This window comes from Telluria sp. ZT3P26, assembly GCF_059686035.1.
This window is the reverse complement of record NZ_JCASII010000002.1, coordinates 229,987-255,567: the sequence shown is the minus strand read 5'-3', so window position 1 is coordinate 255,567 and position 25,581 is coordinate 229,987. Positions and strand designations below refer to the sequence as shown.

25 protein-coding genes are annotated in these 25,581 nt (G+C 65.2%); 13 read left to right on the top strand and 12 right to left on the bottom strand.

Annotated elements, in window-relative coordinates; translation table 11 throughout:
- Positions 1 to 21 precede the first annotated feature (21 nt).
- Positions 22 to 2,007 carry a PAS domain-containing hybrid sensor histidine kinase/response regulator gene (locus AC56LN_RS08960; protein ID WP_499571071.1) on the bottom strand — a complete coding sequence of 662 codons (1,986 nt, stop codon included), beginning with the start codon at positions 2,005 to 2,007 and terminating at the stop codon, positions 22 to 24.
- A 236-nt stretch (positions 2,008 to 2,243) separates the two neighbouring features.
- Here AC56LN_RS08960 and AC56LN_RS08955 point away from each other — a divergent pair, with 236 nt between their 5' ends.
- Entirely contained in the window at positions 2,244 to 4,505 is a 2,262-nt protein-coding gene (locus AC56LN_RS08955; protein WP_499571069.1) for a PhoX family protein, read from the top strand.
- A 75-nt stretch (positions 4,506 to 4,580) separates the two neighbouring features.
- Here the strand turns inward: AC56LN_RS08955 and AC56LN_RS08950 are convergent, their stop codons facing one another.
- Positions 4,581 to 5,480 carry a LysR family transcriptional regulator ArgP gene (locus AC56LN_RS08950; RefSeq protein ID WP_499571067.1) on the bottom strand — a complete coding sequence of 300 codons (900 nt, stop codon included), beginning with the start codon at positions 5,478 to 5,480 and terminating at the stop codon, positions 4,581 to 4,583.
- A 94-nt stretch (positions 5,481 to 5,574) separates the two neighbouring features.
- On the opposite strand from AC56LN_RS08950, the gene AC56LN_RS08945 reads away from it, so the two are divergent.
- Positions 5,575 to 6,192: a LysE/ArgO family amino acid transporter gene (locus tag AC56LN_RS08945; protein ID WP_499571065.1), complete on the top strand. Its 618-nt coding sequence runs from the start codon at positions 5,575 to 5,577 to the stop codon at positions 6,190 to 6,192.
- Between the two features lie 79 nt (positions 6,193 to 6,271).
- Entirely contained in the window at positions 6,272 to 7,609 is a 1,338-nt protein-coding gene (locus AC56LN_RS08940) for a Xaa-Pro dipeptidase (RefSeq protein WP_499571063.1), read from the top strand.
- 148 nt (positions 7,610 to 7,757) lie between these two features.
- Here the strand turns inward: AC56LN_RS08940 and gcvPB are convergent, their stop codons facing one another.
- The 3 genes from gcvPB to AC56LN_RS08925 are packed head-to-tail and all read right to left on the bottom strand — an operon-like array spanning position 7,758 to position 11,931.
- Positions 7,758 to 9,371: an aminomethyl-transferring glycine dehydrogenase subunit GcvPB gene (gcvPB, locus tag AC56LN_RS08935; protein WP_499571061.1), complete on the bottom strand. Its 1,614-nt coding sequence runs from the start codon at positions 9,369 to 9,371 to the stop codon at positions 7,758 to 7,760.
- Positions 9,361 to 10,767 carry an aminomethyl-transferring glycine dehydrogenase subunit GcvPA gene (gene gcvPA, locus AC56LN_RS08930; RefSeq protein ID WP_499571060.1) on the bottom strand — a complete coding sequence of 469 codons (1,407 nt, stop codon included), beginning with the start codon at positions 10,765 to 10,767 and terminating at the stop codon, positions 9,361 to 9,363. Before gcvPA ends, gcvPB begins: the two co-directional genes overlap by 11 nt.
- A 33-nt stretch (positions 10,768 to 10,800) precedes the next feature.
- Entirely contained in the window at positions 10,801 to 11,931 is a 1,131-nt protein-coding gene (locus AC56LN_RS08925; RefSeq protein ID WP_499571058.1) for an ATP-NAD kinase family protein, read from the bottom strand.
- Positions 11,932 to 12,069: 138 nt separating this feature from the next.
- On the opposite strand from AC56LN_RS08925, the gene AC56LN_RS08920 reads away from it, so the two are divergent.
- The 3 genes from AC56LN_RS08920 to nfsB all read left to right on the top strand — a co-directional run bounded on the left by AC56LN_RS08920 (position 12,070) and on the right by nfsB (position 14,673).
- Positions 12,070 to 12,642: a TetR/AcrR family transcriptional regulator gene (locus AC56LN_RS08920; protein WP_499571056.1), complete on the top strand. Its 573-nt coding sequence runs from the start codon at positions 12,070 to 12,072 to the stop codon at positions 12,640 to 12,642.
- Positions 12,643 to 12,941: 299 nt separating this feature from the next.
- Positions 12,942 to 13,949 (top strand): zinc-binding alcohol dehydrogenase family protein, encoded by a 1,008-nt coding sequence (locus AC56LN_RS08915; RefSeq protein ID WP_499571054.1) that lies wholly within the window; start codon positions 12,942 to 12,944, stop codon positions 13,947 to 13,949.
- Positions 13,950 to 14,016: 67 nt separating this feature from the next.
- Positions 14,017 to 14,673: an oxygen-insensitive NAD(P)H nitroreductase gene (gene nfsB / locus AC56LN_RS08910; RefSeq protein ID WP_499571052.1), complete on the top strand. Its 657-nt coding sequence runs from the start codon at positions 14,017 to 14,019 to the stop codon at positions 14,671 to 14,673.
- A gap of 81 nt (positions 14,674 to 14,754) precedes the next feature.
- On the opposite strand, the gene AC56LN_RS08905 is transcribed toward nfsB, so the two are convergent.
- Together AC56LN_RS08905 and AC56LN_RS08900 are read right to left on the bottom strand one after the other, a co-directional pair.
- Positions 14,755 to 15,402, bottom strand: coding sequence for a DUF6624 domain-containing protein (locus AC56LN_RS08905; protein WP_499571050.1), 648 nt, complete (start codon positions 15,400 to 15,402; stop codon positions 14,755 to 14,757).
- Between the two features lie 129 nt (positions 15,403 to 15,531).
- Complete coding sequence (locus AC56LN_RS08900; protein WP_499571048.1) at positions 15,532 to 16,038, bottom strand: GNAT family N-acetyltransferase; 507 nt, start codon at positions 16,036 to 16,038, stop codon at positions 15,532 to 15,534.
- A gap of 150 nt (positions 16,039 to 16,188) precedes the next feature.
- On the opposite strand from AC56LN_RS08900, the gene AC56LN_RS08895 reads away from it, so the two are divergent.
- Positions 16,189 to 16,965: a glutaminyl-peptide cyclotransferase gene (locus AC56LN_RS08895; RefSeq protein ID WP_499571046.1), complete on the top strand. Its 777-nt coding sequence runs from the start codon at positions 16,189 to 16,191 to the stop codon at positions 16,963 to 16,965.
- Here the strand turns inward: AC56LN_RS08895 and AC56LN_RS08890 are convergent, their stop codons facing one another.
- Both AC56LN_RS08890 and AC56LN_RS08885 read right to left on the bottom strand, forming a co-directional pair.
- A complete protein-coding gene (locus tag AC56LN_RS08890; protein WP_499571045.1) occupies positions 16,966 to 17,991 on the bottom strand; it encodes a zinc-dependent alcohol dehydrogenase family protein in 1,026 nt (341 codons plus the stop codon).
- Positions 17,992 to 18,017: 26 nt separating this feature from the next.
- Positions 18,018 to 19,307 carry an SDR family oxidoreductase gene (locus tag AC56LN_RS08885; protein WP_499571043.1) on the bottom strand — a complete coding sequence of 430 codons (1,290 nt, stop codon included), beginning with the start codon at positions 19,305 to 19,307 and terminating at the stop codon, positions 18,018 to 18,020.
- Between the two features lie 36 nt (positions 19,308 to 19,343).
- Here AC56LN_RS08885 and AC56LN_RS08880 point away from each other — a divergent pair, with 36 nt between their 5' ends.
- On the top strand, positions 19,344 to 19,817 hold the full coding sequence (locus tag AC56LN_RS08880) for a hypothetical protein (RefSeq protein ID WP_499571041.1): 474 nt from the start codon (positions 19,344 to 19,346) through the stop codon (positions 19,815 to 19,817).
- A 7-nt stretch (positions 19,818 to 19,824) separates the two neighbouring features.
- On the opposite strand, the gene AC56LN_RS08875 is transcribed toward AC56LN_RS08880, so the two are convergent.
- The 3 genes from AC56LN_RS08875 to AC56LN_RS08865 are packed head-to-tail and all read right to left on the bottom strand — an operon-like array spanning position 19,825 to position 21,774.
- The gene (locus AC56LN_RS08875) at positions 19,825 to 20,685 is read right to left on the bottom strand and encodes an oxygenase MpaB family protein (RefSeq protein ID WP_499571039.1); all 861 of its coding nucleotides are present in this window, start codon (positions 20,683 to 20,685) and stop codon (positions 19,825 to 19,827) included.
- Position 20,686: 1 nt separating this feature from the next.
- On the bottom strand, positions 20,687 to 21,619 hold the full coding sequence (locus AC56LN_RS08870; RefSeq protein ID WP_499571037.1) for a DUF808 domain-containing protein: 933 nt from the start codon (positions 21,617 to 21,619) through the stop codon (positions 20,687 to 20,689).
- Complete coding sequence (locus AC56LN_RS08865; protein WP_499571035.1) at positions 21,598 to 21,774, bottom strand: hypothetical protein; 177 nt, start codon at positions 21,772 to 21,774, stop codon at positions 21,598 to 21,600. The genes AC56LN_RS08870 and AC56LN_RS08865 overlap by 22 nt, the downstream gene beginning before the upstream one ends.
- A gap of 49 nt (positions 21,775 to 21,823) precedes the next feature.
- On the opposite strand from AC56LN_RS08865, the gene AC56LN_RS08860 reads away from it, so the two are divergent.
- The 5 genes from AC56LN_RS08860 (at position 21,824) to AC56LN_RS08840 (ending at position 25,573) form a co-directional block, all read left to right on the top strand.
- Positions 21,824 to 22,033, top strand: coding sequence for a BrnA antitoxin family protein (locus AC56LN_RS08860; RefSeq protein WP_183554960.1), 210 nt, complete (start codon positions 21,824 to 21,826; stop codon positions 22,031 to 22,033).
- An 89-nt stretch (positions 22,034 to 22,122) separates the two neighbouring features.
- Positions 22,123 to 22,410, top strand: coding sequence for an HU family DNA-binding protein (locus tag AC56LN_RS08855; protein WP_183554962.1), 288 nt, complete (start codon positions 22,123 to 22,125; stop codon positions 22,408 to 22,410).
- A gap of 114 nt (positions 22,411 to 22,524) precedes the next feature.
- A complete protein-coding gene (locus tag AC56LN_RS08850) occupies positions 22,525 to 23,163 on the top strand; it encodes a LysE family transporter (protein WP_499571033.1) in 639 nt (212 codons plus the stop codon).
- A 141-nt stretch (positions 23,164 to 23,304) separates the two neighbouring features.
- Entirely contained in the window at positions 23,305 to 25,224 is a 1,920-nt protein-coding gene (locus AC56LN_RS08845; protein ID WP_499571031.1) for a DUF6600 domain-containing protein, read from the top strand.
- Between the two features lie 82 nt (positions 25,225 to 25,306).
- On the top strand, positions 25,307 to 25,573 hold the full coding sequence (locus tag AC56LN_RS08840; RefSeq protein WP_482896700.1) for a DUF493 family protein: 267 nt from the start codon (positions 25,307 to 25,309) through the stop codon (positions 25,571 to 25,573).
- Positions 25,574 to 25,581: the final 8 nt, after the last annotated feature.

Sequence of the window (25,581 nt, the reverse complement as noted above, 5' to 3'; positions counted from 1 at the left end):
CGCGCTGGCCGGGCGCCGGCGCTACAGGCCCGCCAGCAGCGCTTCGACCACGTCGAGCTGCACCGGTTTGGTCAGGTGGTGGTCGAACCCCGCCTCGTTCGAGCGCTGGCGATCGCTCTCGGCGCCCCAGCCGGTCAGCGCCACCAGCACGATGTCTTCCAGGCCCGGCGTGGCGCGGATCGCACGCGCTGTTTCATAGCCGCTCATGCCCGGCATGCCGATGTCCAGGAACGCCACGCGCGGGCCGAACGCCTGCGCGACCGCCAGCGCTTCGTAGCCGTCGTGCGCCACCTTCGCCGTGTAGCCTGATATTTCCAGGATCATCGACAGCGTCACGGCCGCATCGACGTTGTCGTCCACCACCAGCACCTTCAGGCCGCCGGCCGCATTGTCAGGCACCGGCGCCTGCGCGTCCGGCGCCGGCCCTGCCTGCAGTGCCTCGGCGGCCAATGGCAGGCGCACCGTGAAGATGCTGCCGGCATTGGTGCCGGCGCTGCTGGCGGCGACCGAGCCGCCATGCATCTCCACCAGGCGCCGCACCAGCGACAGGCCGATGCCCAGCCCGCCCTGCGAGCGGTCGACCGTGCGGCCGATCTGGCTGAACATCTCGAACACGCCGGCCAGCGCGTCCGCCGCGATGCCCACGCCGCTGTCGCGCACCGTGATCACGGCGTCAAGGCCATCGCGTCGCGCCGACAGGGCGATCTGCCCGTTAGGTGGCGTGTACTTGGCGGCGTTATTGAGCAGGTTGGCCACCACCTGCGCGATGCGGGTGGCGTCGGCATCGACCGGCAGCGCCGCATCGGGCACGTCGACCGTCAATGCGTGTTCGCCTGCGTCGATCAGCGGCATGCTCGTTTCAACTGCGCTGGCAAGGATGGCCGCCAGGTCGGTGCGCTGGCGCTTGAGTTCCAGCTTGCCGCCGCTGATGCGGGCGATGTCGAGCAGGTCGTCGATCAGGCGCACCATGTGCCCGACCTGGCGCTCCATCATGTCCCGCACCTTCGCCACCGCCGCCGGATTGTCGCCGCTCAGGCGCATCACCGACAGGCCGTTCCTGATCGGGGCCAGCGGGTTGCGCAGCTCGTGCGCCAGCGTGGCCAGGAATTCCGTCTTGCGGCGGTCGGCCTCGGCCAGGTCGTCGGCCAGGCGCCGCAGCGTCGATTCCGACTGCTTGCGCGCCGAGATGTCGTTGAACAGGAGCGCCACCTTGCGGCTGGCCGCGCCGCCAATGCGGGTCGCGTAGACGTCGAACCAGCGCCCCATGGCCGGCGCCTCGTTCTCGAAGCGCACCGGTTCGCCCGTGAGCGCCACGCGGCCATAGGTGTCGAACCAGAAGTCGTCGAGCCCCGGCAGCATCTCGCGCGCGGTGCGGCCCACGGCATCTTTCAGGCCCGTGTGCGCTTCGAAGGTCGGGTTCATCTCGAGGAAGCGGTAGTCGACGGGCCGGTCGGCCGCGTCGAACAGCATCTCGAAAATGCAGAAGCCTTCATCGACCGACTCGAACAGGGTGCGGTAGCGTTCTTCGCTGGTGCGCAGCTGCTCGACCATCCGTCTGCTCTCGATGTTCGCGGCCTGCAGCTGGTGCAGCAACCGTTCGCGTTCTTCGCTGGCCTTGCGCTGCTGCGTGATGTCGCGCGAGATCACCAGCAGGTGCGCGCGCAGCCCATCGCGGCTGGCGGTACGCGTGACCATCACGTCCCACCATTTCGGCGTGCCTTTGGCGGTGGGACAGGCAGCAACGAGATGGCCGGTACCGCCGGCGCGCGCCGTCTCCAGCGCCGCCCGCACGGCGTCGTGGGATTCGGCCGGCCAGAACGCGATCCATGACTGGCCACGCAGCAGGCTGATATCGTCGATCTCCATCGCGCTGCCGCCATTGCAGTTCATCGCGAGGATCGTGCCATCCGTCTCGAGCAGTTTCACGCAGTCGGGGATGGCTTCGAACAATGCCCAGCCGAAGGTGACGGCATCCTGTGCCGGCATGGTGTCGCGGGGTTGCTGCATGTGTGACCTTCCGGCTATGTCTCCAGACACGGAGAACGTTAAAACAATTTCAACAGGAAATTTTACCCACATCGCCGCGATCGTGCAGTGATCATGCATACGTCGTGCATCCGGCACGGGCCTGCCTTCCCGGCCATGTCATCAAACTGTGACCAAACTGTCACGCCGGCGTCATCTTGCCTTACTACTATTCACGGGCTTTCCCTTATCCACACAACAAATACAGGATCCATCCCGTGAACAAGCCGACCGATCTCGCCCGCCATGGCATCGACCATGACGATATCGACCTGAATACTTCGTCGAACGAGCAATTCAGCACTGTCATGAACGCCCGCCTGAGCCGCCGCAACATGCTGCGCGGCGGCGCCGCCACGGCCGCCACTGCTTTGCTGAGCACCTTCGGCCTGACCGCCTGCGGCGGTTCGGATGATGATCCTGTCACCGCAGCACCGCCAGTGGTCACCACGCCGCCGCCGGCGTCAGTCGAAAAGCTGCTCGGCTTCACCGCGGTCGGCAAGAGCCTGGCTGACACCGTCGTCGTCCCGGCCGGCTATACCGCCAGCGTGATCTATGCGCTGGGCGACCCGCTCACCAGCAGCACCGCCGCCTACAAGAACGACGGTACCGATACCGATTTCGAGAACCGCGCGGGCGACCACCACGACGGCATGGAATTCTTCTCGCTGTCCGCCGACGGCGCTGTATCGACCACCGGCGTCACGCGCGGCCTGCTGGCGATGAACCACGAAGCGACCACCAACGAAGGCCTGGCCTCGTTCTTCGTGCACGCCAATGGCGGCACCAACACGCTGCCGCGCCCTGCGCTGGAAGTCGACAAGGAGATGGCGCTGCACGGCCTGTCCGTCGTCGAAGTCCGCACCAGCAACGGCAAATGGGAATACCTGCAGAATTCGAACTTCAACCGCCGCGTGCATCAGCAGACCGAGGTCCAGATTTCGGGCCCGGTGCGCGGCAATGCGCTGGTCAAGACCAAGTACTCGCCGGACGGCACCAAGTTCCGCGGCACGCTCAACAACTGCGGCACCGGCCGCACCCCGTGGAACACCTATCTGTCGGGCGAAGAAAACTGGGCCGGTTATTTCACCCGCTCGGCCACCGACAACGCAGCGCGCGGCGACAAGAGCGTCGCATCGCTGAACCGCTACGGCGTGGCGCAGGGCGCGGCCTCGCGCCACGGCTGGGAAACGGGCGGCACGGACGACAAGTACGCACGCTGGAACATCAGCAAGAAGGGCACGTCGATCGACGGCAGCGATGACTACCGCAATGAACTCAACGGCGAAGGCTACATCGTCGAGATGGATGCCTACGACAAGACCCGCCCACTGAAAAAGCGCACCGCGCTGGGCCGCTTCGCCCACGAAAGCGCCGCCTTCGGCCGCCTGCTGGCCGGCGAGCCGCTGGCCATCTACATGGGTGACGATTCGCGCGGCGAGTACATCTACAAGTTCGTCACGAGCGCACCGTGGAATCCGGCCGATGCCGTGGCCGCTGACCGCATCGCCACCGGCGACAAATACCTCGACAGCGGCAAGCTGTACGTGGCCAAGTTCAACGCCGATGGCAAGGGCAGCTGGATCGAACTGAGCATCGCCAACGCCGCGATTGCCGGCTACGCTACCTACAAGTTTGCCGACCAGGCCGACGTGTTCGTCAATGCCCGCCTGGCAGCCGATGCCGTCGGCGCGACCAAGATGGACCGTCCTGAATGGTGCTCGGTCAACCCGGCGAACGGCGAGATCTACTATACGCTGACCAACAACAGCAACCGCCGCGCCGAACCAAGCGGCTCGAGCCAGATGGGCCTGGACGCGGCCAACCCACGCGCCTACACCGACATGAAGGGCACCACCGCCCAGCCGGGCAACCCGAACGGCCACATCATCCGCATGAAGGAAGATGCTGCCGGTTCGACCGCCACCACCTTCAGCTGGGACGTGTACCTGTTCGGCGCCGAAGCGGCAGCTGCTGCAAGCACGATCAACCTGTCGGGTCTCTCCGCGGACCAGGACTTCTCGAGCCCGGACGGCATGTCCTTCACCGTCTCGACCGGCATCTGCTGGTTCCAGACCGACGATGGCGCCTATACCGACGTCACCAACTGCATGATGCTGGCCGGCTTGCCAGGCAAGGTCGGCGACGGCAAGAAGGTCACCGTGCCGAACGCGAAGGCCGACGGTTCGGTCCTGAACGTCGACACCTACGTCGGCAAGGCCGCCACGCCGGATACGCTCAAGCGCTTCCTGGTGGGCCCGAAAGGCTGTGAGCTGACCGGCATCGCTGAAACGCCGGATGGCAAGGCACTGTTCGTCAACATCCAGCACCCGGGCGAAAACACGGCGGCTGCCAACATCGGCGACGTCACCAAGTACACGAGCCAGTGGCCAGCCAATGCCGGCTACGGCGGCGGCAAGCGTCCGCGTTCGGCGACGCTGGTCATCACCAAGAACGACGGTGGCCGTATCGGTTCGTGATCGCCTGACCTGACCGTTGTCTGACCTGAAGGGCCGGCTGCTTGCGCAGCCGGCCTTTTTTCATTGCGCCGCTGATCAAGGCCGCGCCAGCGGCAGCAGCGCAGCGCGCGCGGCCTTGAGCAGCGCCGCGCCCATGCGTTCGAGCCGCGGCGGCTGGATGCGCCACGCGTGCCAGTACAGCGGCACGTCGTGCGCAATCGCGGGCGACAGGTCGACCAGGTCGCCGGCCTGCAGCAGCGCCGCACACTGCTCGTGCGGCAGCATGCCGTAGCCCAGCCCGAGGCGCACTGCCTCCGCGAACGCATCGCTGGACGGCACGTAGTGAAACGGGTACGCACCGTCCGGCAGGCCGAATTGCGTGAGCAGGAACGACGACTGCATCGCATCCTTGCGATCAAAGACCATCAGCGGCGCGACTTGCGCAGTGGCGCGCGTGATCCCATCGGGGAACCAGCGCCGCGCGAACGCGGGCGAGGCCACCAGCCGGTAGCGCATCACGCCCAGCAGGCTCGCGCTGCAGCCGCGCATCGGCTCCGCCTCGCCCGAAATGCAGGCCACCGCATGCCCGCCTTCGAGCAGCGAGAACGTGTGGCCCTGGTTGTCGAGGATGAATTCGACCAGCAGCTGTTCGTCGATCAGGATGGGCGCCAGCACTGGCAGCAGCCAGGTCGCCAGCGTGTCGTTGTTGACGGCGAGCGTCACGCGCGCCGGACCCGGGTCGCCCGTCATCTCGGCCAGGAATTCCGATTCGAGCAGCGTGGAGCGGCGCAGGTATTGCAGCAGCCGGGCGCCGGGTGCGGTCGGGCGGCACGGGCGGCTGCGTACCAGCAGCGGCGTGCCCATGTCCTGCTCCAGCGCCGAGATGCGCTGCGAGACGGCCGATGGTGTGATCCTGAGCTGGGCAGCGGCGGCTTCCAGGCTGCCGGCGTCGATGGCGGCGAGGAAGGCGGCGCTGCGGCGGGGATCGAGTTTCATGATTAGCGTTTCTTACGTGGCCTGAATAATCATGAATATAATTGAAGTGGATCGTACGGACTGGAATAGTGGCGGCTTTCGTCCGGAGGCTGCCATGTTCTCGCAACAGATCTATCTTCAGGGGCTGGGCCTGGGCGCTGGTCTCATCATGGGCATCGGCGCCCAGAACGCGCACGTGCTGCGCACCGCGGTGCGGGGCCGGCACGTGCTGCCGACGGTCGCAACCTGCATCATCGTCGATGCGATCCTGATCGCGGCGGGCACCAGTGGTCTGGGCGCGCTGATCGAAGCGTCGCCGGTCCTGATGCCACTGGCGCGTTATGGCGGCGCCGCGTTTTTGATCTGGTATGGCCTGCGCTGCTGGTCGAGCAGCTGGCGTGGCGGCGCGACCCTGTCCGGCGACGCGGCAGCGCAGGCGCAGACGCTGGGCGCGGCGCTGGCGACCGTGCTGGCGCTGTCGCTGCTCAATCCGCACGTGTATCTGGACACCGTCGTGCTGCTGGGGGCGGTCGGCAGCAGCCTGGCTGCGAGCGAGCGCAGTTCGTTTGCGCTGGGGGCGATCACGGCCTCCGCGCTGTGGTTCTCGGCGATCGGCCTGGGGGCGCGGCGCTTCGCGTCGACGCTGGCGCGGCCGGGGGTGTGGCGCGTGATCGAGGCGCTCACGGGCGCCGTGATGCTGGTGCTGGCGGTGCTGCTCGTGGTCGATGCGTGAGGCTGCAAAAAAAGTGGAGGGACCGGGTGCAGGGCGGTGTAAAGTTGCATTTTGTCCATCCAATTTTCGAGGAGCTGGCTTGAACCGCAAGAACCGTTTGGCACTGAATCTGATGGCCCTGTGCATGGCCACCCTGGGCTGGTCCGGCGTCCACGCCGCCGACGTCATCATCAGCGCCGAGCGGCTGCTGGACGTGAAAACCGGGCGCATGATCGACAAGCCCGAGATCCTGGTGCGCGACGGTAAAGTCGTCAGCATCGGGCGCGCAGGTGGCGCTGGGACTGCGACTGCTGCCGCTGGCGAAGCCGCCACGCGCATCGACCTGCCCGGCATGACGCTGCTGCCCGGCCTGATCGACATGCACGTCCATCTCGATTCCGACCCTACCTACGGCGGCTACAGCAACCTCGAATACAACGACCGCTTCTGGTCGGCGCTGGCCGTGGCGCATGCGGGCAAGACGCTCGACGCGGGCTTTACCACCGTGCGCAACCTGGGCGCGGCCGACTGGAACGACGTCGGCCTGGGCCAGGCGATCGCCGCTGGCAAAGTGCGCGGCCCGCGCATCATCCCCGCCGCCTGGTCATTCGGCCCGACCGGCAGCCACTGCGACAGCACCTACTTCCCGCCATCGATGGACCAGAAAGGCCCGTACAACGCCGACGGCCCGGACGAAGTGCGCAAGTCGGTGCGCTCGCTGCGCAAGTACGGCGCGCAGGTCATCAAGGTGTGCGCCACGGGCGGCGTCTTCTCGCGCAACACCGAGCCGGGCCAGCAGCAAATGAACCTCGCCGAACTGCGCGCAGCCGTCGAAGAAGCACACCAGTGGGGCCTGCAGGTCGCCGCCCACGCGCACGGCGCCGCCGGCATCAAGGACGCCATCCGCGCCGGCGTGAACACGATCGAACACGCCAGCCTGATCGACGACGAAGGCATCGCCCTGGCCAAGAAGCACGGCGCCTGGCTGTCGATGGACATCTACAACGGCAGCTACACGGCGCTTGAGGGCAAAAAGAACGGCGTGCTGGAAGACAATCTGCGCAAGGACCGCGAAGTGACAGAACTGCAGCGCCAGAACTTCAAGCGCGCGCATGCAGCCGGCGTGAAAATGGTCTACGGCACCGACGCCGGCGTCCACCCGCACGGCGGCAACGGCAAGCAGTTCGCTGTCATGGTCCAGTATGGCATGACGCCACTGCAAGCCATCCAGAGCGCCACCATCAACGCCGCCGAAGCACTGGCACGCAAGGACGTCGGCATCATCGAACCCGGCCGCTACGCCGACCTGGTCGCCGTCGAAGGCAACCCGACGGTCAACGTCCGCCTGCTGGAAGCCCCCACCGTCGTCATCCAGAACGGCCTCATCGTCAAACGCCTCACCCCCCTGAACAATGAGGGTCAGAGTAGAATTAATTAGCAATATCCCAATAGCAAGCGAGAAAATTGCACTGGGTTAGCAGATTTAAATCATGTGAAAATTCTTATGATTTAATTGGGGTCAGAGTCGAATTAATTTTCAATTGATTTTTAAAAATTGGCAAACAATTCGACTCTGACCCTACTTTTTATTGCGGATTGACGTTGTGATGTGCGGTCAATTGATCTGTGGGTGACACGGGGCCCGGGTTTATATCAAGCACTTTGCGCCGGTAGGCGCGCCAGGTCATCGCCCATTGGGATGGATCATCAAGATGGCCCTTCAGGCGATGGATCGCTGCATTGTGCGGGGCGGTCTTGACCAGTTCCGGATCGCTGTAGGCTTCATCGGAAATCTGGGCGAGCACGGCAATCCAGGTGTCGAGTGCTTCCTTGCCGTACATCTCGCCTGCCTCCGGCGTGAACGGCTCGGGAATCAGCCAGGGGTGATGGCTGCTCCACATGGCATCAATGCCGAAATCGGTCATGCGGTTCTGGACGTCATGGGCATCTACCCCCGTGTCTTCCTTGAGTTGCTGGAGGCTGTAGCGCGTCATTTCCAGCCTCGGGCTCGTCGCATCCGGGTGCGAACGGGTCACGCCCTTAATCGCCAGCAAGCCTTTTTCCATGTAGTTGTTTGACAGGACCGAGATGTCGGCCGCCTCGGCCATGCCAGCTGCGCCCATCGCGCGCGCCCAGGCATAGGCTTTGATGATGACCGGCACATTGCCCCAGAATTCACGGATCTTGCCGCAGCTTTGTGGACGGTCGTGATCGAGCCGATAGCGCCCGTCCTCCAATACCACGACCGGCTTGGGCATGAACGGAGCCAGCTCGGCAGAGCAGCCATATGCCCCGACCGCCGGACCGCCGACGCCGCTCTTTGGCGCGCCAAAGGTCTTGTGCAGCATGAACATGCACGCATCGAAGCCGAGTTCGCGCGCGCGCAGGCGCGTCATCACGCCGTTGAAGTTCGCGTGATCGTAAAAGCACAAGCCACCTGCTTCGTGCACGATGCGGGTCCACTCCTTGATCTCGGGATTGTAGACGCCCATGTCGTCCGGATTGTTCACCATCAGCGCGGCCGTGCGCTCCGATACCGCGGCCTTCAGCGCTGCCAGCGACGGGTAGCCTGTGTCGTCGTCGATCATCAGCGTGACGACCTTGAAGCCGGCCGCCGCCGCCGTGGCGGCGCTGCTTGGATGGGTCTGGATCGTCGTGATGATTTCATTGCGCTGTTCCAGCTCTCCGCGCGCGGCATGGTAGGACCGGGTCACCGCGCAGCTGGTGTAGGCCGCATCGGCGCCGCCCCCGGCCTGAAATACAAACTGGTCCATTCCTGACAGCTCGCGCAGGATAAGGTCCATGCCATGAATAATTTCCAGTGCACCCTGCAGCGTGTCTTCGTCCTGCAGCGGATGGACATGGGTGACTTCGGGGCGCCATGCGAGCGCTTCGTTGATCTGGGCGTTGTACTTCATCGTGCAGGTTCCGAACAGGCTGATATTCATCATGCCGAGCGTTTGCTGCGACAGGCGCAGGTAGTGGTACAGCACTTCCGGCTCGGACATTTCGGGCAGAGCGGGCCTGCGCTTGCGCCGCATGGCCGCCGGTACCAGGCCGGCCCCGGTGCCGACCGTGGCGTGAATGTCCGCTTCCACTTCGGGAAAGACGACACCGCGGCGGCCCGGGTAGCCCATCTCGAGAACGATCGGTTCGTTCCAGACGGGCGCGTGGTATTGCTTGACTGGCTTATGCATCATTGATCACCTTGTTGATTGCCTGGACCAGGCGGTCGATATCGGCCTGGGTGTGTACTTCGGTAACGCAAAACAGCGCACTGGCACCCAGTTCGGGAAATTCGCGGCTCAAATCCTTGCCGCCGAAAATACCTTGCGCGAGCAGGCGCTGGTTAACCTCGGCCACGCCTGGCCCCTGCCCGTCGAATCGCACGACGAACTCCTTGAAGAAGCCGTCCGGGAACGTGACGGTCACGCCGGGAATGGCTGCCAGCTGGCGTGCGGCGTAATGCGCGCGCTGCAGGATCAATTCGCCAACCTGTTCGAAGCCTTTCGGCCCCATCATCGCCATGTAGGCGGCATTGGCGATGGCCCACATGTACACCGAGTGGCCCGTCCAGTCGTTCCCCTTGTCGCGCAAACCGTACGAGGATTGCTCGAACAGGCTCAGGCCGAAGCCGTACTCACCCGGCTCGGTGGTCTCGCCGATGCTGATGAACAGGGTCGGGTACTGGCGCGCGTAGCGCTCTTCGTCGCGCGAGGCCATGAACCCGCTGACACCGCCCCCGATATTCATGTGCACGCCCAGCGGCTGGGTGGTGCCCACGACGATATCGGCGCCATAGGTCGCTGGCGTGGCCAGGACGCCCAGCGAGATCGGATCGACTCCCACGATCACTTCGGCGCCGGCAGCGTGCGCAATGGCGGCAATGGCGGCGCCCTGCTGTTCGATGACGCCGAAGTAGGAAGGCGTCTCAAAGTACACCGCGGCGGTATCCGGGCCCACCAGTGTGCGCAGGTGGGTCAGGTCCATCATGCCCGTCGCCGGATCGAAGTCCACCAGCCGGATCGCAAGATGGCTCGCCATCTGTACCGGCTCACAGAAGTTCTGGATCACGCCCAGGCGTTCGGGGTCGATCGCGCGCACGACCACGACCTCATGGCGTTCGGTCAGGCGCGAGGCCATCCTGAGTGCATGGCCGGCAGCCACGCCCCAGCTACGCACCGGCAGCGCAACCAGGTCGAGCTCCAGCAGTTCGCCAAGCTGGCTGCAGAACTCGAACCAGGCCTGATTGCGGCCGTGATCCGAACTTGGTTCGCCGAACACGGAGGTGAGCCACTCATTGCGGCGCACGACTTCGTCGCAGGCCGCCGGTACGTGATGCTGCCACACACCGGCACCGAGGAAGTTCAGGTTGTCCTCGACCGTCTTGTTCTTCGCGAGGATGTCGAGGACATGGCGGCGAAGCTGTACTTCAGTCAGGGCTGGTGGCAGGTCGATCGGCCGCTGCGTGCGGTGATCGAGCGGAATTTGGCTGAACAGTGTCTCGATGCTGTCGACGCCGATTGCATCGAGCATCTCCTGCTGGATCGCAGGCACTGAATTGGCCATATAAGGATGGGCGATGTGGTCGCGCATGGGGCATTCCTTTCGTGGTGAACAGGGAAAAAGTTACTCGACCTGAAGAACGATCGAACGACCGGGTGCGAACCGTACTGGCAGGTGACCCGCAAGTCGGGTGTTGAATTCGTTGTCGCCGGTGTCGACGAACAGGCGCCGGGGAGTCAGCGCCAGCAGCTTGTCCATCGCGGCGACGACGACGATGCGCTCACGCGGAATCTGGCGCAGGACTGCCGTGCTGAGTTGCTGGTTACCCCGGCCGAACAGGCTTCCGTGGCCACCCAGCACGCCGGCGATCAGCGTTGTGGCGCGGCCCTGCATCAAGCGCAGCAGGTCGGCCTCGGCCAGGTCGGCGCCGACGAGCTGGCCGTCCAGTACCGCATCGACACCGAGCAGCGTTGCTGGCAGATCCAGCGCCGCCATCACCCGCCGTGTGGTGGAGCCCGGGCCCAGGATGTACAGGCCGCCTGGTTGCATCTCGCGGGCGATGTCGCGGCAGACGGCGTCGAGCGCTGCATCGGCGTGCAGGCTCGAGCCGGACTTGGCGTTCTGCGAATAAGCACGCAGGAAGGGACTGCGCGCATAGCCATACAGACGGGTCGAGACCCGGTCACTCCGTATGGCGTCTTCGTCGATGTCCATGACCTCGGCTTCGCGCAGACGAATGGCGGTGTCGCCGGCCAGATAGCGCCCGGCCAGCATCCCCGCGTTTGCGGGCGTGGTGCCGAACACCGCCGACACCATCTTGACGCCGGCCGGAATCCCGACGACGGGCACGGCCTCGCCCACAATGTCGAGAATGTCGCGCGCGGTGCCATCGCCGCCGGCGAACAGCAGCAGGTCGACGCCCGCTTCCAGCATCGCCTGAGCGGCAACGCGCGTGTCGTTCGCGCTGCTCTCTCCAGCTGCCATGTGCACGACACGGATGTCGAAGCCGGCTGTGATGGCGGCTTCGGCGCCAAGCACGCCGGAACCGGTGAGGATGATTGTGGAACCGGCATGTGGCGCCAGCTGCTGCAAGGCCTGGAGAACACGACCGTTCGCTGTGGGCTGGGCGCCACGGCGGCGCGCTTCGGCCAGTGCTGCCGGGCCATCCGTCCCTTTCAATCCGACGCGGCCGCCCATGCCGGCGATCGGGTTGACGATCAGGCCGATCGTCCTGTCGCTGTATCGTGTGGTCATGCGCGCTCCTGTAGATTCACATACGGTTCGTATGTGAGGTATACTATTTGCATACGCAGCGTATGTCAACTGACATTCGCCGCGTATGTGAATTTTTGACAGAAAGAGAGAAAGCGAATGGCACAGAAACGGGCGGACATGATTGCTGAGACGCGCGCCAAATTGATCAAGGCGGCGCGCGAGGCCTTCGCCATGAAGGGCTTTGCCGAAAGTTCGATGGACGACCTGACAGCGCAGGCGGGCTTGACGCGTGGCGCGCTGTACCATCACTTTGGTGACAAGAAGGGGCTGCTCGAAGCTGTCGTGGGCCAGATCGACCATGAAATGACGACCCGCCTGGGCGAGATCCTCGCCAATGCGGCCACGACCTGGGATGGCTTTGTCGATGAAAGCATCGCCTACATCCTGATGGCGACCGAACCCGAGATCCAGCGCATCATGCTGCTCGACGGCCCGTCGGTGCTGGGCGACCCGTCCCGATGGCCGGGCCAGAATTCGTGCATCCGCAGCACCGAGCGCAGCCTGCAAAAGCTGCTGGACGATGGCGTGATCCGCCCACTCGACGCGCAGGCCACTTCGCGCCTGATCAACGGCTCGCTGCTCAGCGCAGCGTTGTGGATTGCCCATTCGGACGATCCGCAGGCCGTTTCGAAGCAGGCAGTGGACAGCTTCAAGGTGCTCGTGTCGGGCCTGTTGCTGGATCCCCGCTAGAAGCATGTGCGCTACGAATATGGCGCCCCGACCGCACCTGATTTCAGCCCACCGCATGCGCCTGCTGCCGTCGGCGGCCAGCGGTCACCCACCTTTGCTTGACCTCTCAACAATCAGGGTCAGAGTAGAATTAAAAAGAAATTTTTTAGTTTTCCTCACAATGCGCCTCCGATCCTTAGCTCAGCAGCAGATATTGCAAATCAATTAGGGTCAGAGTCGAATTAATGAGAAATTGATTAACTGAAGTTGTCAAAGAATTCGACTCTGACCCTAATTGTGGTTTGTATCTTGGAGATAAAATGAAAGCGATTGTTTATACGCAGCATGGGTTGCCGATCGATGATCCGAAGGCGCTTGTCGAGATGGAATTGGCGATGCCCGTCGCGGGGCCGCATGATGTGGTGGTCGAGGTGCGCGCGGTGTCGGTCAATCCGGTCGATACCAAGATTCGCCTGGGCGTGGCGGTGACTGAACCGCGTGTGCTTGGGTGGGATGCCAGTGGTGTCGTGCAGTCGGTGGGTGACAGTGTCACCATGTTCGCGCCCGGCGATGAAGTCTTTTATGCCGGTTCGCTTATCCGCCCCGGCTCCAACAGCCAGTTCCAGGCGGTCGATGAGCGTATCGTCGGCAAGAAGCCCCGTACGCTCGGCTTTGCCGAAGCAGCTGCCCTGCCCCTGACGTCGATCACGGCCTGGGAGCTGCTGTTCGATCGCCTGCGCGTGCCTGAAGGCGGCGGGGCTGGCAAATCGCTGCTGGTCATCGGCGCGGCCGGTGGCGTTGGCTCGATCCTGATCCAGCTCGCGCGCCAGCTCACCGGGCTGACCGTTATCGGCAGCGCATCGCGCGATACCACGCGCGAGTGGGTCACCAAACTGGGTGCGCACCATACCGTTGACCATACGCGGCCGATGCAGCCGCAGCTGGCCGAACTGGGCTTCGAGCAGGTCGATATCGTCATCAGCCTGACCCACACCGATCATCACTACGCCGACATCATCGAGGCCCTCGCGCCGCAGGGCCAGCTGGCGCTGATCGACGATCCGGCCACGCTCGACGCGGTGCCACTCAAGCGCAAATCGATCTCGCTGCACTGGGAGCTGATGTTCACGCGCTCGCTGTTCGGCACACCCGACATGGTGCGCCAGCACGAGCTGCTGAACCGCGTGGCCGACATGGTCGATGATGGCCGTTTGACCACGACTCTGGGCGAACACTTTGGCGCGATCACCGCCGACAACCTGCGCCGCGCGCATGCGCTGATCGAAAGCGGCAAGGCGGTCGGAAAAATCGTCCTCGAAAACTTCTGACGCGCGAATCGCTTACCATCGTGGATTGAACAATCCACGACTACCCAGCAACAGCGAAAGGACCACCATGAACATTCTGTCGGCCGCCAAGAAGCGCCATACCGCCAAAGCCTACGATACCGAGCGCCGCATCCCCGAAGACGTGATGCAGCAGGTGTACGGCCTGCTGCGCAACAGCGCGTCGTCGGTCAATTCGCAGCCATGGCACTTCATCGTCGCCAACACGCCCGAAGGCCGCGCGCGCATCGCCAAGGCAACCCAGGGCGGTTATGGCTACAACGCCGCCAAGGTCAACGATGCGTCGCACGTGATCGTGCTGTGCGCCCGCGTCGACATGGACGAAGCGCACCTCGAGGCGGTACTGGACCAGGAAGAACGCGACGGGCGCTTCCGCGACGCGCAGGCGCGCGCCGGCCAGGACGCCACCCGCCGCGGCTATGTCAACCAGCACCGCTACGGCACCAAGGACGTGGCGCAGTGGCTCGAGAAGCAGGTCTATCTGGCGCTGGGCACCGCGCTGGTCGGCGCGGCCACGCTGGAGATCGATGCGACGCCGATGGAAGGCTTCGACCAGAAGATCCTCGACGCCGAATTCGGCCTGAACGAGAAAGGTTTGACCAGCCTGGTGCTGGTGAGCTTTGGTTACTCGTCGTCAGCCGACTTCAATGCCGGCCTGCCGAAGTCGCGCCTGAGCCAGGAAGCGACGTTCACCTTCATCGATTGATGCGAGCGTAAGACTGGCCCACTTCGGTGGGCCTTTTTTTGTCTTGCGTCGCCTCTGCTGGCACTGCCGGCTACACACGAATCACTGCGGTGATGGCGACGCTGGCTTGCGCTCCTGTTGCGCCCCCTGGCAGTTTGCATTCTTGATGACCATCTTCTTGTAGATATCGAGTGGGGGCATACCGAGGGCAGCACGGCGCGCTTCGACTTTCTGGCGATCGTCCAGCGGGTCGAAGTCAACATCGCACGGCTTCTCCGGCAGCGACATCAGCTGGGTGCCATACAGCTGCGGCCTGCGTTCGGCCACCGCGACACGGTCGGACAGATAGGCAAAGTTGCGTCCTACCGGTTCGCCACGCTCTGCAGCGATCTTTTCGAGCAAGGCCAACGTCTGCTTCTGGAATGCCCTGTCGTGATCAGCGTGCTGCACCAGCAGCCAGGCATCGCGCTCGGCGCGCTCGCCGTGCCTTTCGGTGTCAGGAAAACCGCACTGTGCAAACAGGACTTTCAGACGCGCCGTGTTGGCACGGTCGATCACGGCCATGTGCGCCCCGATTTTCTGCTGGGCCGGGGTATTGATCTTGCTGAAGTCGAGCCGCGAGCGCAGGGCCTGGTCGGCGCTGACCATCGTGCGCAGTTCCTTTGTGTAGTCTTCGCAGGCCGCCTGCACCGGGACGCAAGGCAGTGTGGTAGCAACTGCAATGCCCAGAGCCTTCAAAAAATTCTGCATCCATAGCCTTACTGGCAGTAATCAGCAGCACAATGTAAGACCGCGCTCTGGCGAGGTCCACGCATCCTGCATGATCTGATGGTGCCTTCCTCCCGACCAGTCACACTGGAACAGCGCAAGCGGCGACATTCATGTCCATCTGAGCGGTGCTGCGCCATCGCAGGCAGGTAACAGCATCTTCTCCATGTACACGGATGCGATGCCGATCCCGCTGCGATGCGCGTACACCTCATCGCGCACCCTTGTAAATCCAGCGCGTTCATAGAATGCCACCGCATTGAGCGACGCCGACAAAAACAGGCGTTGCACGCCGCGTCCCTGTGCCAGCACTTCCAGCCGGCGCAGCAAGTCGAGCGCGATTCCGCGCCCCTGATGCGCCGGATCGACAAATACCGCATCGACTTCGCCGCTGGCCAGGTCGAGCACCGCGAAGCCTGCCAGCGCGCCGTCTTCTTCGGCCACCAGGGCACTCCCGAGATTGACCAGTACCGGCAACGACGCTGGCGGCGCGCTGGCGCACCAGGTCTCGATCACGGTCACCGGATAGTGCGCCGCGCAACTGGCCCGCACGGCCCGCGTGCGCAGCGGCCACAAGGCGGCAAGATCGGCCGCAGTGGCCGCACGACAAAGCAGCATGACCCGCTCCCCACGTGTTGGTGAGCGTACATCGTACACGGGGGCGCTGTCGCAGGCCGCCCCTGCAGGCCGCCCCTGCATGCGCTGATGCGCCACCTGCCGTCCCGGCCTTCGTGCTACAGTCTGATGCCGCTTTCCTCCCGACCCGCCATGCTGAAACAGCTCACCACCTTTGCCATCGCCGCCCTCGTCGTCGCCAGCAGCGCCCAGGCTGCGCCGCCGGTCTATGGCTTCGTCGTCAAGAACACCTACCCCCACGATCCGCAAGCGTTCACGCAGGGCCTGTCCTACCGCGACGGCTATCTGTACGAAAGCACGGGCCAGATCGGCCACTCGACGATCCGCAAGGTCGAACTCAAGACGGGCAAGGTGGTGCAGAAGGCCGATTTGCCGGCCAACGTGTTCGGTGAAGGCTCCACGGCTGTCGGCAATACCCTGGTTGGCCTGACCTGGCAGTCGCAGGTCGGCTACGTGTTCGACCTCAAGACCTTCAAGCTCAAACAGCAATTCAGGTACGAGGGCGAAGGCTGGGGTCTGGCGGGCGACGCGAGGCAGCTGTACATGAGCGATGGCAGCGCCGCGATCCGCATCCTCGATCCCAAAACGATGAAGGAGCTGCGCCGCATCCAGGTCACGGCCGAGGGCCAGCCGGTGCCTCGCCTGAACGAGCTCGAATTCGTGAACGGCGAGCTGTATTCGAATGTCTGGGGCACGGACCTCATCCTGCGCATCGATCCCGACAGCGGCAAGGTCCTTGGCCTGATCGACCTGACCGGCCTGTTGCCGCCCGAAGCGCGCGGCACCACATCCGTCGACGCCGTCCTGAACGGCATCGCCTGGGACGACAAAGGCAAGCGCCTGTTCGTCACCGGCAAGCTGTGGCCCAAGCTGTTTGAAATCGAGCTGGTGCCACGCCTGCGCCGGTGATTACGCGGCTTTGGTGACGTCGATCACGACCTTGCCCACGTGCGCGCCGGAGGCCAGATAGCGGTACGCCTCCTGCGCCTGGCCAAACGGGAACACGCGATCGATTACCGGCTTGACGCCACTGGCATCGACGAAGCGCATCACGTCCTCCAGCATCGCGCGGCTGCCCACGTGCACGCCCACCAGGCGCTTGGCGCTGGCCAGCAGTGTCGCCGGATTGACTTCCCCGCCGAAGCCGCTCACGCCGCCGATGATGGCCACCGTGCCGCCCATCGCCGCGGCCGCCACCGAGCGGTTCACGGTCCCCTGGCCGCCCACTTCCAGCACCACCTGCGCGCCCACGCCATGGGTCAGGTGCAGCACTTCGTCCTGCCACTCGGGGATGGTCGTGTAGTTGATCGTGTGGTGCGCGCCCAGTTCGCGTGCGCGCGCCAGTTTCTCGTCGCTCGACGAGGTCACGATCGTGCGCAGGCCGGCCGCGCGCGCCAGTTGCAGGCCCAGGATCGACACGCCACCTGTCCCCAGCAGCAGCACGGTATCGCCGGGCTTGACGTGATTGCCCGAGACGAAGATGGCATTCCACGCGGTGACGGCCGCGCAGGGCATCGTGGCTGCCTCGATGAAGCTCAGGCCCGCCGGGACAATCGCCAGCGCATCCTCGTGCAGCACGACTTCTTCGGCCAGCATGCCGTCGATGTCGCCGCCCAGGCCATTGCGGATCTTGGCAGGCGTCGGTGCGCCCTCGTGCCAGAACGGAAAGAACGAACCGGCCACGCGGTCGCCGACCTGCACGCGCGTGACGCCCGGCCCGACGGCCAGCACTTCGCCGGCGCCGTCCGAGCACGGGATGACCGGATCCTCGACCGAGACCAGGTAGTTTCCGGCCGCGACCATCAGGTCGCGATAGTTGAGCGCAACGGCGTGCACGCGAATGCGCACTTCGCCGAGGCCAAGGTCGCGCACCGGATACTCGATGGCTTGCAGGCCGTCGATGGTGGCGCCGTGAAGAATTTGGTAAGCCCGCATGGGTGCTCCTGTGTCAGTTGAAATCGTTATTTTTCGTCGAGGTGGTACAGCAGCCAGAGCGCCGCCAGCAACGGCAGGTTCTTGACCAGGGGGCCGAACGGCTGCACCAGAAACTGGGGCAGCGTGAAGGCGATCACGGCGCTGCACAGTGCCACCACGCCCAGTTGCGTTACCCACAGCCAGCGCCGCCGCGCCAGGAACAGCGTGCCCAGTCCCAGCAGCAGATCCAGCCCCGCCGTGCCGTACAGCGCGGGTAGTTGCAGCTCGGGCGGCACACCCGCCTGCGCCAGCAGCGCCAGGCTGTCCTCGATCGGGAACAGGCCGAGCATGACGATCGCCGTGATGATCCAGACCGCGGCAATGCTGTAGCGCAGGACCGGCAGCAGCCAGCCAAGCTTGGCACGCGCGCGCTCGCACTCGGCGTCCTGGATGAAAGCACTGACGGGCCGTGGCGGATGGCCGATCAGGTTGGCCGTGAGCGTGGCGTCGGCGCTGTTGTCGTGATCGAGCATCTTCAACGCATCGCGATCGAGCAGCGAGCCTGGCAGCAGGCCCGCGACACCGGCCGCGAACCGGGCCACGCGTCCGGGCAAGTGCAGCACCGGCTGGCGGCCCATCGCCATCGCGCGGCGCAGGGTGGCCAGGTAGTCGGTGAAGGGCATCGCCTGCGGCCCCACCAGCGGCACGCGCATCGTTGCGCCGCCGTCCGGCGCCATCGGCAGCCGGTGCTTGAACAGGCCGATGATGGCCGCCACCAGATCGTCGATGTGGATCGGCTGCACCAGCTGTGGCTTGCTGCCAAAGCGCAGCGTGAACGGCATGCTGGCCAGCGTGCGCATGGCGCGTGCACTGGCGCCGTCGCGGCCATACACGAGCGATGGCTGGACGATGTAGGAACGCAGCGGCAGCGATGCGAGGTAGTCGTCCGCCTCGCGCTTGGACACGTGATACGGCGTGGTGCCTTCGCGGTCGGCGCCCAGCGCGGACAGCTGGATCACCATCTGCACGTCGTGCGATTCGGCGCAGGCGGCAAACAGGGCGCGCGGCGTCTCCTTGTGCAGACGCACAAACGTCTGGCGCCCGCTCTCGCGAAAAATGCCGACCGTGTTGATCACGGCGTCGATTCCCGAGAGGCGCGACAGCCACGTTGATTTATTGTTATCGTTGGTGAAATCAGCATGGATATAGCTGAGGCGTGGGTCGTCGCTCGTTTCGGGATGACGCACCGCACACACGACGTGGTGGCCTTCGGTCAGCAACGCTTGCAACAAGTGTTGCCCAACAAACCCGCTTGCACCCGTCAGCAAAATCCGCATCCGATGTTCCCTTTACGCGATCGAAAAGAGGATTGTATGAAATATACGGTAATACAGCGCGCACTCGTCTCCGGTGCGGCCTCGAGTATTGTCTCGACGGTCGCCATGGCGCTGGTCGCAAAGAAAGAAACCGGCAGCCCCTATGCCGCAACCAATGCTGTCAGTCACTATGTGCACGGTCGCAAAGCCAGCTTCCGCGACCGCTTCTCGCTGCGCTACACGGTGCCCGGCCTGTTGATTCACCATGCCAGCGCCACTGTCTGGGCGCTCGTGTTCGAGCGTGTGATGGGTGGCGTGCTCGATCAGAAGAACCCGTCGGCCATCCTGGCGTCGGCGGCGGCAACGTCGGCCTTTGCCGCCTTCACCGATCACAAGCTCGCGCCCCGGCCATTGCAGCCGGGGTACCAGAAACGCCTGTCGAACAAATCGCTGGGTGTGGTCTACACGTCGATTGCCGTCGGCATGGCCCTGGGCTCGATGTTCTTGCGGCGTAATCAGCCGCCGAAGTGATGGCTGTTTAGCGGTGCGGTCTGGCTGTCGCCAGCCGCCGGGTGGCCTGCGCCGGTGGCGTGTCGCCCAGTGGCAGCAAGCCGGCCCCGCGCGCCAGGGCCCGCACCAGCGTGGCCTCTCCCGGGCGCAGGCCATTGCCGCGCAGTTGCGGCAGCGAGCGCACCGGCTCCGGTGTGATCTCGATGGCGGCGCGCACCAGCAGACGCTGGAGCGGCCGCAGGGGCGCCGGCAGGATCGGCGCCTCGCCCATGATCCGGATGAAATCGGCCAGGATGGCCGACCCTTCCAGGCCAGGCGCCATGCTGGCCAGCATGACTTCCCACCCGGCCCACGAGCGCGGTGCACCCGTCGCGCCATACAACCGCGCCGCCTCCAGCGCTTCCGCGAATGCCGCATCCTGTTCAGGCGCCGACAAACGGCGCGCGTAGCGGTGATAGGCCTCGGTAAAGCCGAAGGTTGCCGTGGCCTGGACCCAGTCGAGCAGGCGCGGATCGTTCGCGTGGTATGGCATGCCATCGGGCGTGGTGCCCTGCACGTGACCGTGGATGCGCACCACGTTTGCGATCAGTTGTTCGGCCGCCGAGCGGGGGCCGTACACCGTCATCATCGCGGCATAGCCAGTGCGGCGCAGCCGCAGGCCCGGGTCGCGCCGGAAGCTGCTGTGGTCCCAGACGCCGCTGCGCACCGACGGTTCGGCCAGTTCGAGCAGCACCGCCGTCACGCCGCCAATGAACAGCGCGACCGGGTTGGCAAACACCTGCCAGGTGATGCCGCCGGCCGGCGCCAGCGCCGGTTCGCCGGCCGGCTGGCTGAAGTCGAACGCTATGCCGGCCGGTGGTTGCATCAGCGCCCGCAGCTGCGCCAGCACGTCAGCCTTTCTTGCCCCGCATGCGCTGGATCAGCGTCACCACGGCGACGATGATCGCGCCCACGAGTATGCCGACCAGCGCGTCGACCAGGGTCGGGACCAGGAACGCCAGCACGCCGCCGATGCCCGGCACGTCGGCCACGCCGGCGGCCATGTTTTGTGCGAAGTGGTGCACGGCAGGGATGGCGTGGGCGATGATGCCGCCGCCGACCATGAACATGGCGGCCGTACCGACCACCGACAGCACCTTCATCAGGCGCGGCGCAAACGCCAGCAAGCCCTTGCCCAGGCCGCGCGCGGCGCCGTTCTGGCTCTTGCTCAGGTGCAGACCGGCATCATCCATCTTGACGATGGCGGCCACCAGGCCGTACACGCCGATCGTCATCAGGATGGCGATCGCCACCAGCACGGCGACCTGCTGGCCGAAGGCGACGCCCACCAGGGTACCCAGCGAGATCACGATGATCTCGGCCGACAGGATGAAGTCGGTGCGCACGGCGCCCTTGATCTTTTCCTTCTCCAGCGCGACCAGGTCGACTTCGGGATTGGCCACGGCCGCCACGTGCGCGGCCTTGTGCTGTGCATCGTCTTCAGGGCTGTGCAGGAATTTGTGCGCGAGTTTCTCGGCGCCCTCGAAGCACAGGAACGCTCCGCCGATCATCAGGAGCGGCGTGATGAGCCACGGCAGGAACACCGAGATCGCCAGCGCCGCCGGCACTAGGATCGCCTTGTTGACGAATGAGCCCTTGGCCACGGCCCAGACCACCGGCAGTTCGCGGTCGGCGCGCACGCCCGTGACTTGCTGCGCATTGAGCGCCAGGTCGTCGCCCAGGACGCCGGCGGTCTTCTTGGCGGCGACCTTGCTCATCACGGCAACGTCGTCGAGGACGGCGGCGATATCGTCCAGTAAGGTCAGTAAACTTGCTCCAGCCATGGGTCGTGCTCCTTCAAAATTAAGTTGCAATGATAGTAACCGAGGCGACGTAAAGTACCTACACGGTTCAGCGCCGGTTTTTGCGTTTCAACCCCGCCAATCTGCATCTCGTCGCTTTTGGCGCGCGGTCGGGATGCGTTGTACGTATCGTCCATGCTGAAGGTTGCGGTGCTGCAGCCTCGTCCCCATCACGAAGGAGATCCCATGAACACCGATTCGATCCAGGCCGCCGCTCCCGTTCGCCGTGTCCGTCCTCCCAAGCGCAAGACCCGCATCACCATCTATCTCGATGACGAAGTCCTCAACGAATTTCGCACCCTGTCCGAGCGTTGCGGAACCGGATACCAGACCCTGATCAACGCCGCGCTGCGCAACCGTTTGAACGGCCCGATCGGCGAAACCGGCGTCGCATAAGGCTTCCTTTCGAATTTCCCTCCTGGCGCGGCATTACACTTGGCAATATTTATGCTAATCTTCCCGCTCTTTTAACCCCGGAGGGATTTATGAAAAAAGGCGAACTGATCGCAGAATTCGCGAAGCGTACCGAGATGTCCGGTGCTGCCGCTGGCGTGGCCGTGAACACGATCATCGAGATCATCACCGAGCGCCTCAAAAAAGGCGACACGGTCGGCATCACCGGCTTCGGCACCTTCTCGGTGACGAAGCGCGCTGCGCGCAAGGGCCGCAATCCTGCCACCGGCGAAGTGATCAAGATCGCGGCCTCGAAGAGCCCGCGTTTCTCGGCTGGCGCGACCCTGAAGGCGTCGGTCAACCCGACCAAAAAGAAGTAAGCACCATCCCACGGCCTTGTGCCGCGGCCCCTGTGCGGGTCGCGCGCGCGAGGCTGATGCCGTGACGTCCCGTCGTCCACCCTCTCCGCTGTTCCCCATTCCCCATCCGCCACCATGAGCTTCGCCACCTGGATCGCCTTCGTCATCGCCGGTTCCCTGATCGCCATTTCGCCCGGTTCCGGCGCGGTGCTGTCGATGTCGCACGGCCTGGCCTATGGCCTCAAGAAAGCCAGCGCCACGGTGCTTGGCCTGCAACTGGGCCTGGTGCTGGTGCTGATCATCGCCGGCGCCGGTGTCGGCTCGCTGCTGCTGGCGTCCTCGGTCGCCTTCACGATCGTCAAGGTGGTCGGCGCGCTGTACCTGATCTACCTGGGCGTGAGCCAGTGGCGCGCCGCGCCCGCTCCCGGCCCCACCGCATCGACCGTCGGCCTCGAAGCACATCCGCCGTTCGGTCGCCGCGTGCTGACGGGCTTCCTGACCAACACCACCAACCCGAAGGGCATCATCTTCATGGTGGCGGTGCTGCCCCAGTTCATCTCGAAAGACGCCCCGCTGCTCACGCAACTGGCAATCCTGGGCGTGACGATGGTCGTCATCGATTCGGTCGTCATGCATTGCTACGCCGCGCTGGCTGCGTCGATGCAGCGCTACATGCGCGATCCGCGCCACATGAAACTGCAGAACCGCGTGTTCGGCGCGGTGCTGGTGGTGATCGGCTCGATGCTGTTTTTCGTCAAGCGCCAGCCAGGCTGACGCACCGGTCGGTCGGCCGGCTGACGCACCGGTCGGTCGGCCGGCAGATGCAACTGTTTGTAAGGCGCGTTGCCCGGCCAGCGGGCGCGCGTTGTAATGTCCTTGTAGCTTTCCGTCTGCGTTCCCCTCCGGAGCACCACCATGACCCATCGTTTCGCCCCGACCGCCGCGCTGTTCGTACTGGCGGCATTTTCCACGTCCGTGTCCGCGCAAACGGTGCTGCGGACCGATGCGCTCGAACAGGGCCAGATGCAGGATGACACACAACTGGCCGAGGCCCCGGGCCGGGCCGGGCGCATCTCGCTGGTCCAGGGCAAGGTCGATATCGGCGGCGACGTCGGCGCCGAATCGTCGCCGGCGCAACTGAACTGGCCGATCACGTCGCGCAACCTGATCTCCACCGCGCCCGGCGCGCGCACCGAGCTGCGGGTTGGCTCCACCGCCATCCGGCTCGATGGCGACAGCTCGCTCGAGGTCACGGAACTGGACGACGACAGCCTGCGCCTGCGCCTGCATTACGGCAGCGTCAGCGTGCGCGTCATGAACGTCGACGTCGTGCCCGAATTCGAACTGCGCACCGCGCAAGCCACCGTGCGCCTGACGCAGCCGGGGCGCCTGCGCGTGGACGCCGAGCGTGAGCGCGATACGAGCCTCGTGAGCGTGCTCGATGGCGAGGCGCAGGTCGACGGCGCCGGCGCCAGCCTGACCGTGCGCAGCGGCCGCGCGGCCCAGGTGCGCGATGAAGACGTACGCACGCTGCAGGCGCAGCGTGACAACTTCGACGACTGGTCGCTCACGCGCGACCAGGCCCTCGTGGCAGCGCAATCGTCGCGCCATATCGGCACCGAGATGACCGGCTACGAAGAACTCGACCGCTACGGCAGCTGGAGCACCAGCTCGGACTACGGCAGCCTGTGGACCCCGCAGGTGGCCGCCGACTGGACGCCCTACCGCGACGGCAGCTGGACCTTCATCGCCCCGTGGGGCTGGACCTGGGTCGACAATGCGCCATGGGGCTACGCGCCCTTCCACTACGGCCGCTGGGTACAGGTCCGCAATCGCTGGGCCTGGGCGCCGGGGCGTCTCGAGCGGCGCCCTGTCTGGTCACCGGCGCTGGTCGGCTGGGTCGGCGGCAGCAACTGGAACGTGGGCTTCCAGTCGCACAACCTGGCGGCGCATGGCTGGTATCCACTCAGCCCGTACGATCGCTATGTGCCGGGCTACCGCCTGTCGGGCGAGCACCTGCGCCGCCTGAACGACTGGCGCCACGCCACGCGCCGCGAGCAGCAACAGCCAGGCCGCTACAACGGCCTGACCGTCGTGCCACGCGAGCAGTTCGGCGGGCGCGGTCCGGTGATCGTCCCGCGCGCGCCGCGTCCGAACCGTCCGGAGCAGCTGGCGCCGGGCACGCCGGGCAGCGCGCCGCCGCCGCCACTGGTGGCGCGTGCCGGCTGGAACCGCGACCGGCGCGACCTGCTCGAACGCGCGAATGTCGGGCGTACCGACATCGAGCGCCCTGCCCTCGAGCGCATGCAGTTCGAGCAGCAGGCACGCGAACGCGGCGAGCAGGAACGGCTCACCCGCGAACGCAATAACGGCGAGCGGCTGGCGCGCGAGCGCATGGAGGGGCAAGAGCGGGCGCTGCGCGAGCAGGGCGAACGTGAACGCATGGGGCGCGAGTTCGAGAACCGCAACCAGATGGACCGCATGCGCTTCCAGGTCGAGCGCAACGACCGCGAACGCATGGGGCGTGAGCGCATGCGCGAGCAGGCTGAACGCATCCAGCGGCAGCCGGTGATGTCGACCAATGCGCCGGCGTTTGCGCGGCCGGAGTCACGACCCGAATCGCGTCCCGAATCGCGTCCCGACCCGCGCCCACAGCAGCGTCCCGAGCCTGCGCCGATGCTGAACGCACCGCAGCGCTCTGCCGCGCCGCCGCAGATGGTGGCCCCGCCGGCACCCCGCCCGCAGCCATCGGCACCCGCCTTCACCCCGGCGCAGCGTAATACCGAGCAGCGCGCCAGCACCGACGCGCGCGGCGTGTCGCGCGTGGAGCGCTGACCGGTACCGGCGGTTTTCAGCCCACCCTCAGGGCGAAACCGCCGGTATTGGCTACAATGCGCTTTTACACAGGACTTCAGCCATGGACCCCAAAGATTCCCTCATCGAATACCCGAGCGACTTTCCGATCAAGGTGATGGGCGCAAGCCACATCGACTTCGCCCCGACCATCGTGGCGCTGGTGACCCAGCTCGACCCGACCTTCGACGAGAGCAAGCTGGAAACCCGGCCGTCGGCCAAGGGCAACTACACGGGCCTGACCGTGACCATCCGCGCCACCAGCCGCGACATGCTCGACGAGGTGTACCGCACGCTGTCGACGCATCCGATGGTCAAGATGGTCCTGTAACGGCGTTC

What these genes read in the sequence shown, in the direction of transcription:
- AC56LN_RS08845 (WP_499571031.1), top strand. Translation starts at nt 23,305, where the DNA reads ATGACCCATCGTTTCGCCCCGACCGCCGCGCTGTTCGTACTGGCGGCA.
- gcvPA (WP_499571060.1), bottom strand. Translation starts at nt 10,767, where the DNA reads ATGCGCGACCACATCGCCCATCCTTATATGGCCAATTCAGTGCCTGCG.
- AC56LN_RS08855 (WP_183554962.1), top strand. Translation starts at nt 22,123, where the DNA reads ATGAAAAAAGGCGAACTGATCGCAGAATTCGCGAAGCGTACCGAGATG.
- AC56LN_RS08905 (WP_499571050.1), bottom strand. Translation starts at nt 15,402, where the DNA reads ATGCAGAATTTTTTGAAGGCTCTGGGCATTGCAGTTGCTACCACACTG.
- AC56LN_RS08840 (WP_482896700.1), top strand. Translation starts at nt 25,307, where the DNA reads ATGGACCCCAAAGATTCCCTCATCGAATACCCGAGCGACTTTCCGATC.
- AC56LN_RS08850 (WP_499571033.1), top strand. Translation starts at nt 22,525, where the DNA reads ATGAGCTTCGCCACCTGGATCGCCTTCGTCATCGCCGGTTCCCTGATC.
- AC56LN_RS08920 (WP_499571056.1), top strand. Translation starts at nt 12,070, where the DNA reads ATGATTGCTGAGACGCGCGCCAAATTGATCAAGGCGGCGCGCGAGGCC.
- AC56LN_RS08960 (WP_499571071.1), bottom strand. Translation starts at nt 2,007, where the DNA reads ATGCAGCAACCCCGCGACACCATGCCGGCACAGGATGCCGTCACCTTC.
- nfsB (WP_499571052.1), top strand. Translation starts at nt 14,017, where the DNA reads ATGAACATTCTGTCGGCCGCCAAGAAGCGCCATACCGCCAAAGCCTAC.
- AC56LN_RS08915 (WP_499571054.1), top strand. Translation starts at nt 12,942, where the DNA reads ATGAAAGCGATTGTTTATACGCAGCATGGGTTGCCGATCGATGATCCG.
- AC56LN_RS08880 (WP_499571041.1), top strand. Translation starts at nt 19,344, where the DNA reads ATGAAATATACGGTAATACAGCGCGCACTCGTCTCCGGTGCGGCCTCG.
- AC56LN_RS08865 (WP_499571035.1), bottom strand. Translation starts at nt 21,774, where the DNA reads ATGGACGATACGTACAACGCATCCCGACCGCGCGCCAAAAGCGACGAG.
- AC56LN_RS08890 (WP_499571045.1), bottom strand. Translation starts at nt 17,991, where the DNA reads ATGCGGGCTTACCAAATTCTTCACGGCGCCACCATCGACGGCCTGCAA.
- AC56LN_RS08950 (WP_499571067.1), bottom strand. Translation starts at nt 5,480, where the DNA reads ATGAAACTCGATCCCCGCCGCAGCGCCGCCTTCCTCGCCGCCATCGAC.
- AC56LN_RS08860 (WP_183554960.1), top strand. Translation starts at nt 21,824, where the DNA reads ATGAACACCGATTCGATCCAGGCCGCCGCTCCCGTTCGCCGTGTCCGT.
- AC56LN_RS08945 (WP_499571065.1), top strand. Translation starts at nt 5,575, where the DNA reads ATGTTCTCGCAACAGATCTATCTTCAGGGGCTGGGCCTGGGCGCTGGT.
- gcvPB (WP_499571061.1), bottom strand. Translation starts at nt 9,371, where the DNA reads ATGATGCATAAGCCAGTCAAGCAATACCACGCGCCCGTCTGGAACGAA.
- AC56LN_RS08900 (WP_499571048.1), bottom strand. Translation starts at nt 16,038, where the DNA reads ATGCTGCTTTGTCGTGCGGCCACTGCGGCCGATCTTGCCGCCTTGTGG.
- AC56LN_RS08870 (WP_499571037.1), bottom strand. Translation starts at nt 21,619, where the DNA reads ATGGCTGGAGCAAGTTTACTGACCTTACTGGACGATATCGCCGCCGTC.
- AC56LN_RS08885 (WP_499571043.1), bottom strand. Translation starts at nt 19,307, where the DNA reads ATGCGGATTTTGCTGACGGGTGCAAGCGGGTTTGTTGGGCAACACTTG.
- AC56LN_RS08895 (WP_499571046.1), top strand. Translation starts at nt 16,189, where the DNA reads ATGCTGAAACAGCTCACCACCTTTGCCATCGCCGCCCTCGTCGTCGCC.
- AC56LN_RS08925 (WP_499571058.1), bottom strand. Translation starts at nt 11,931, where the DNA reads ATGACCACACGATACAGCGACAGGACGATCGGCCTGATCGTCAACCCG.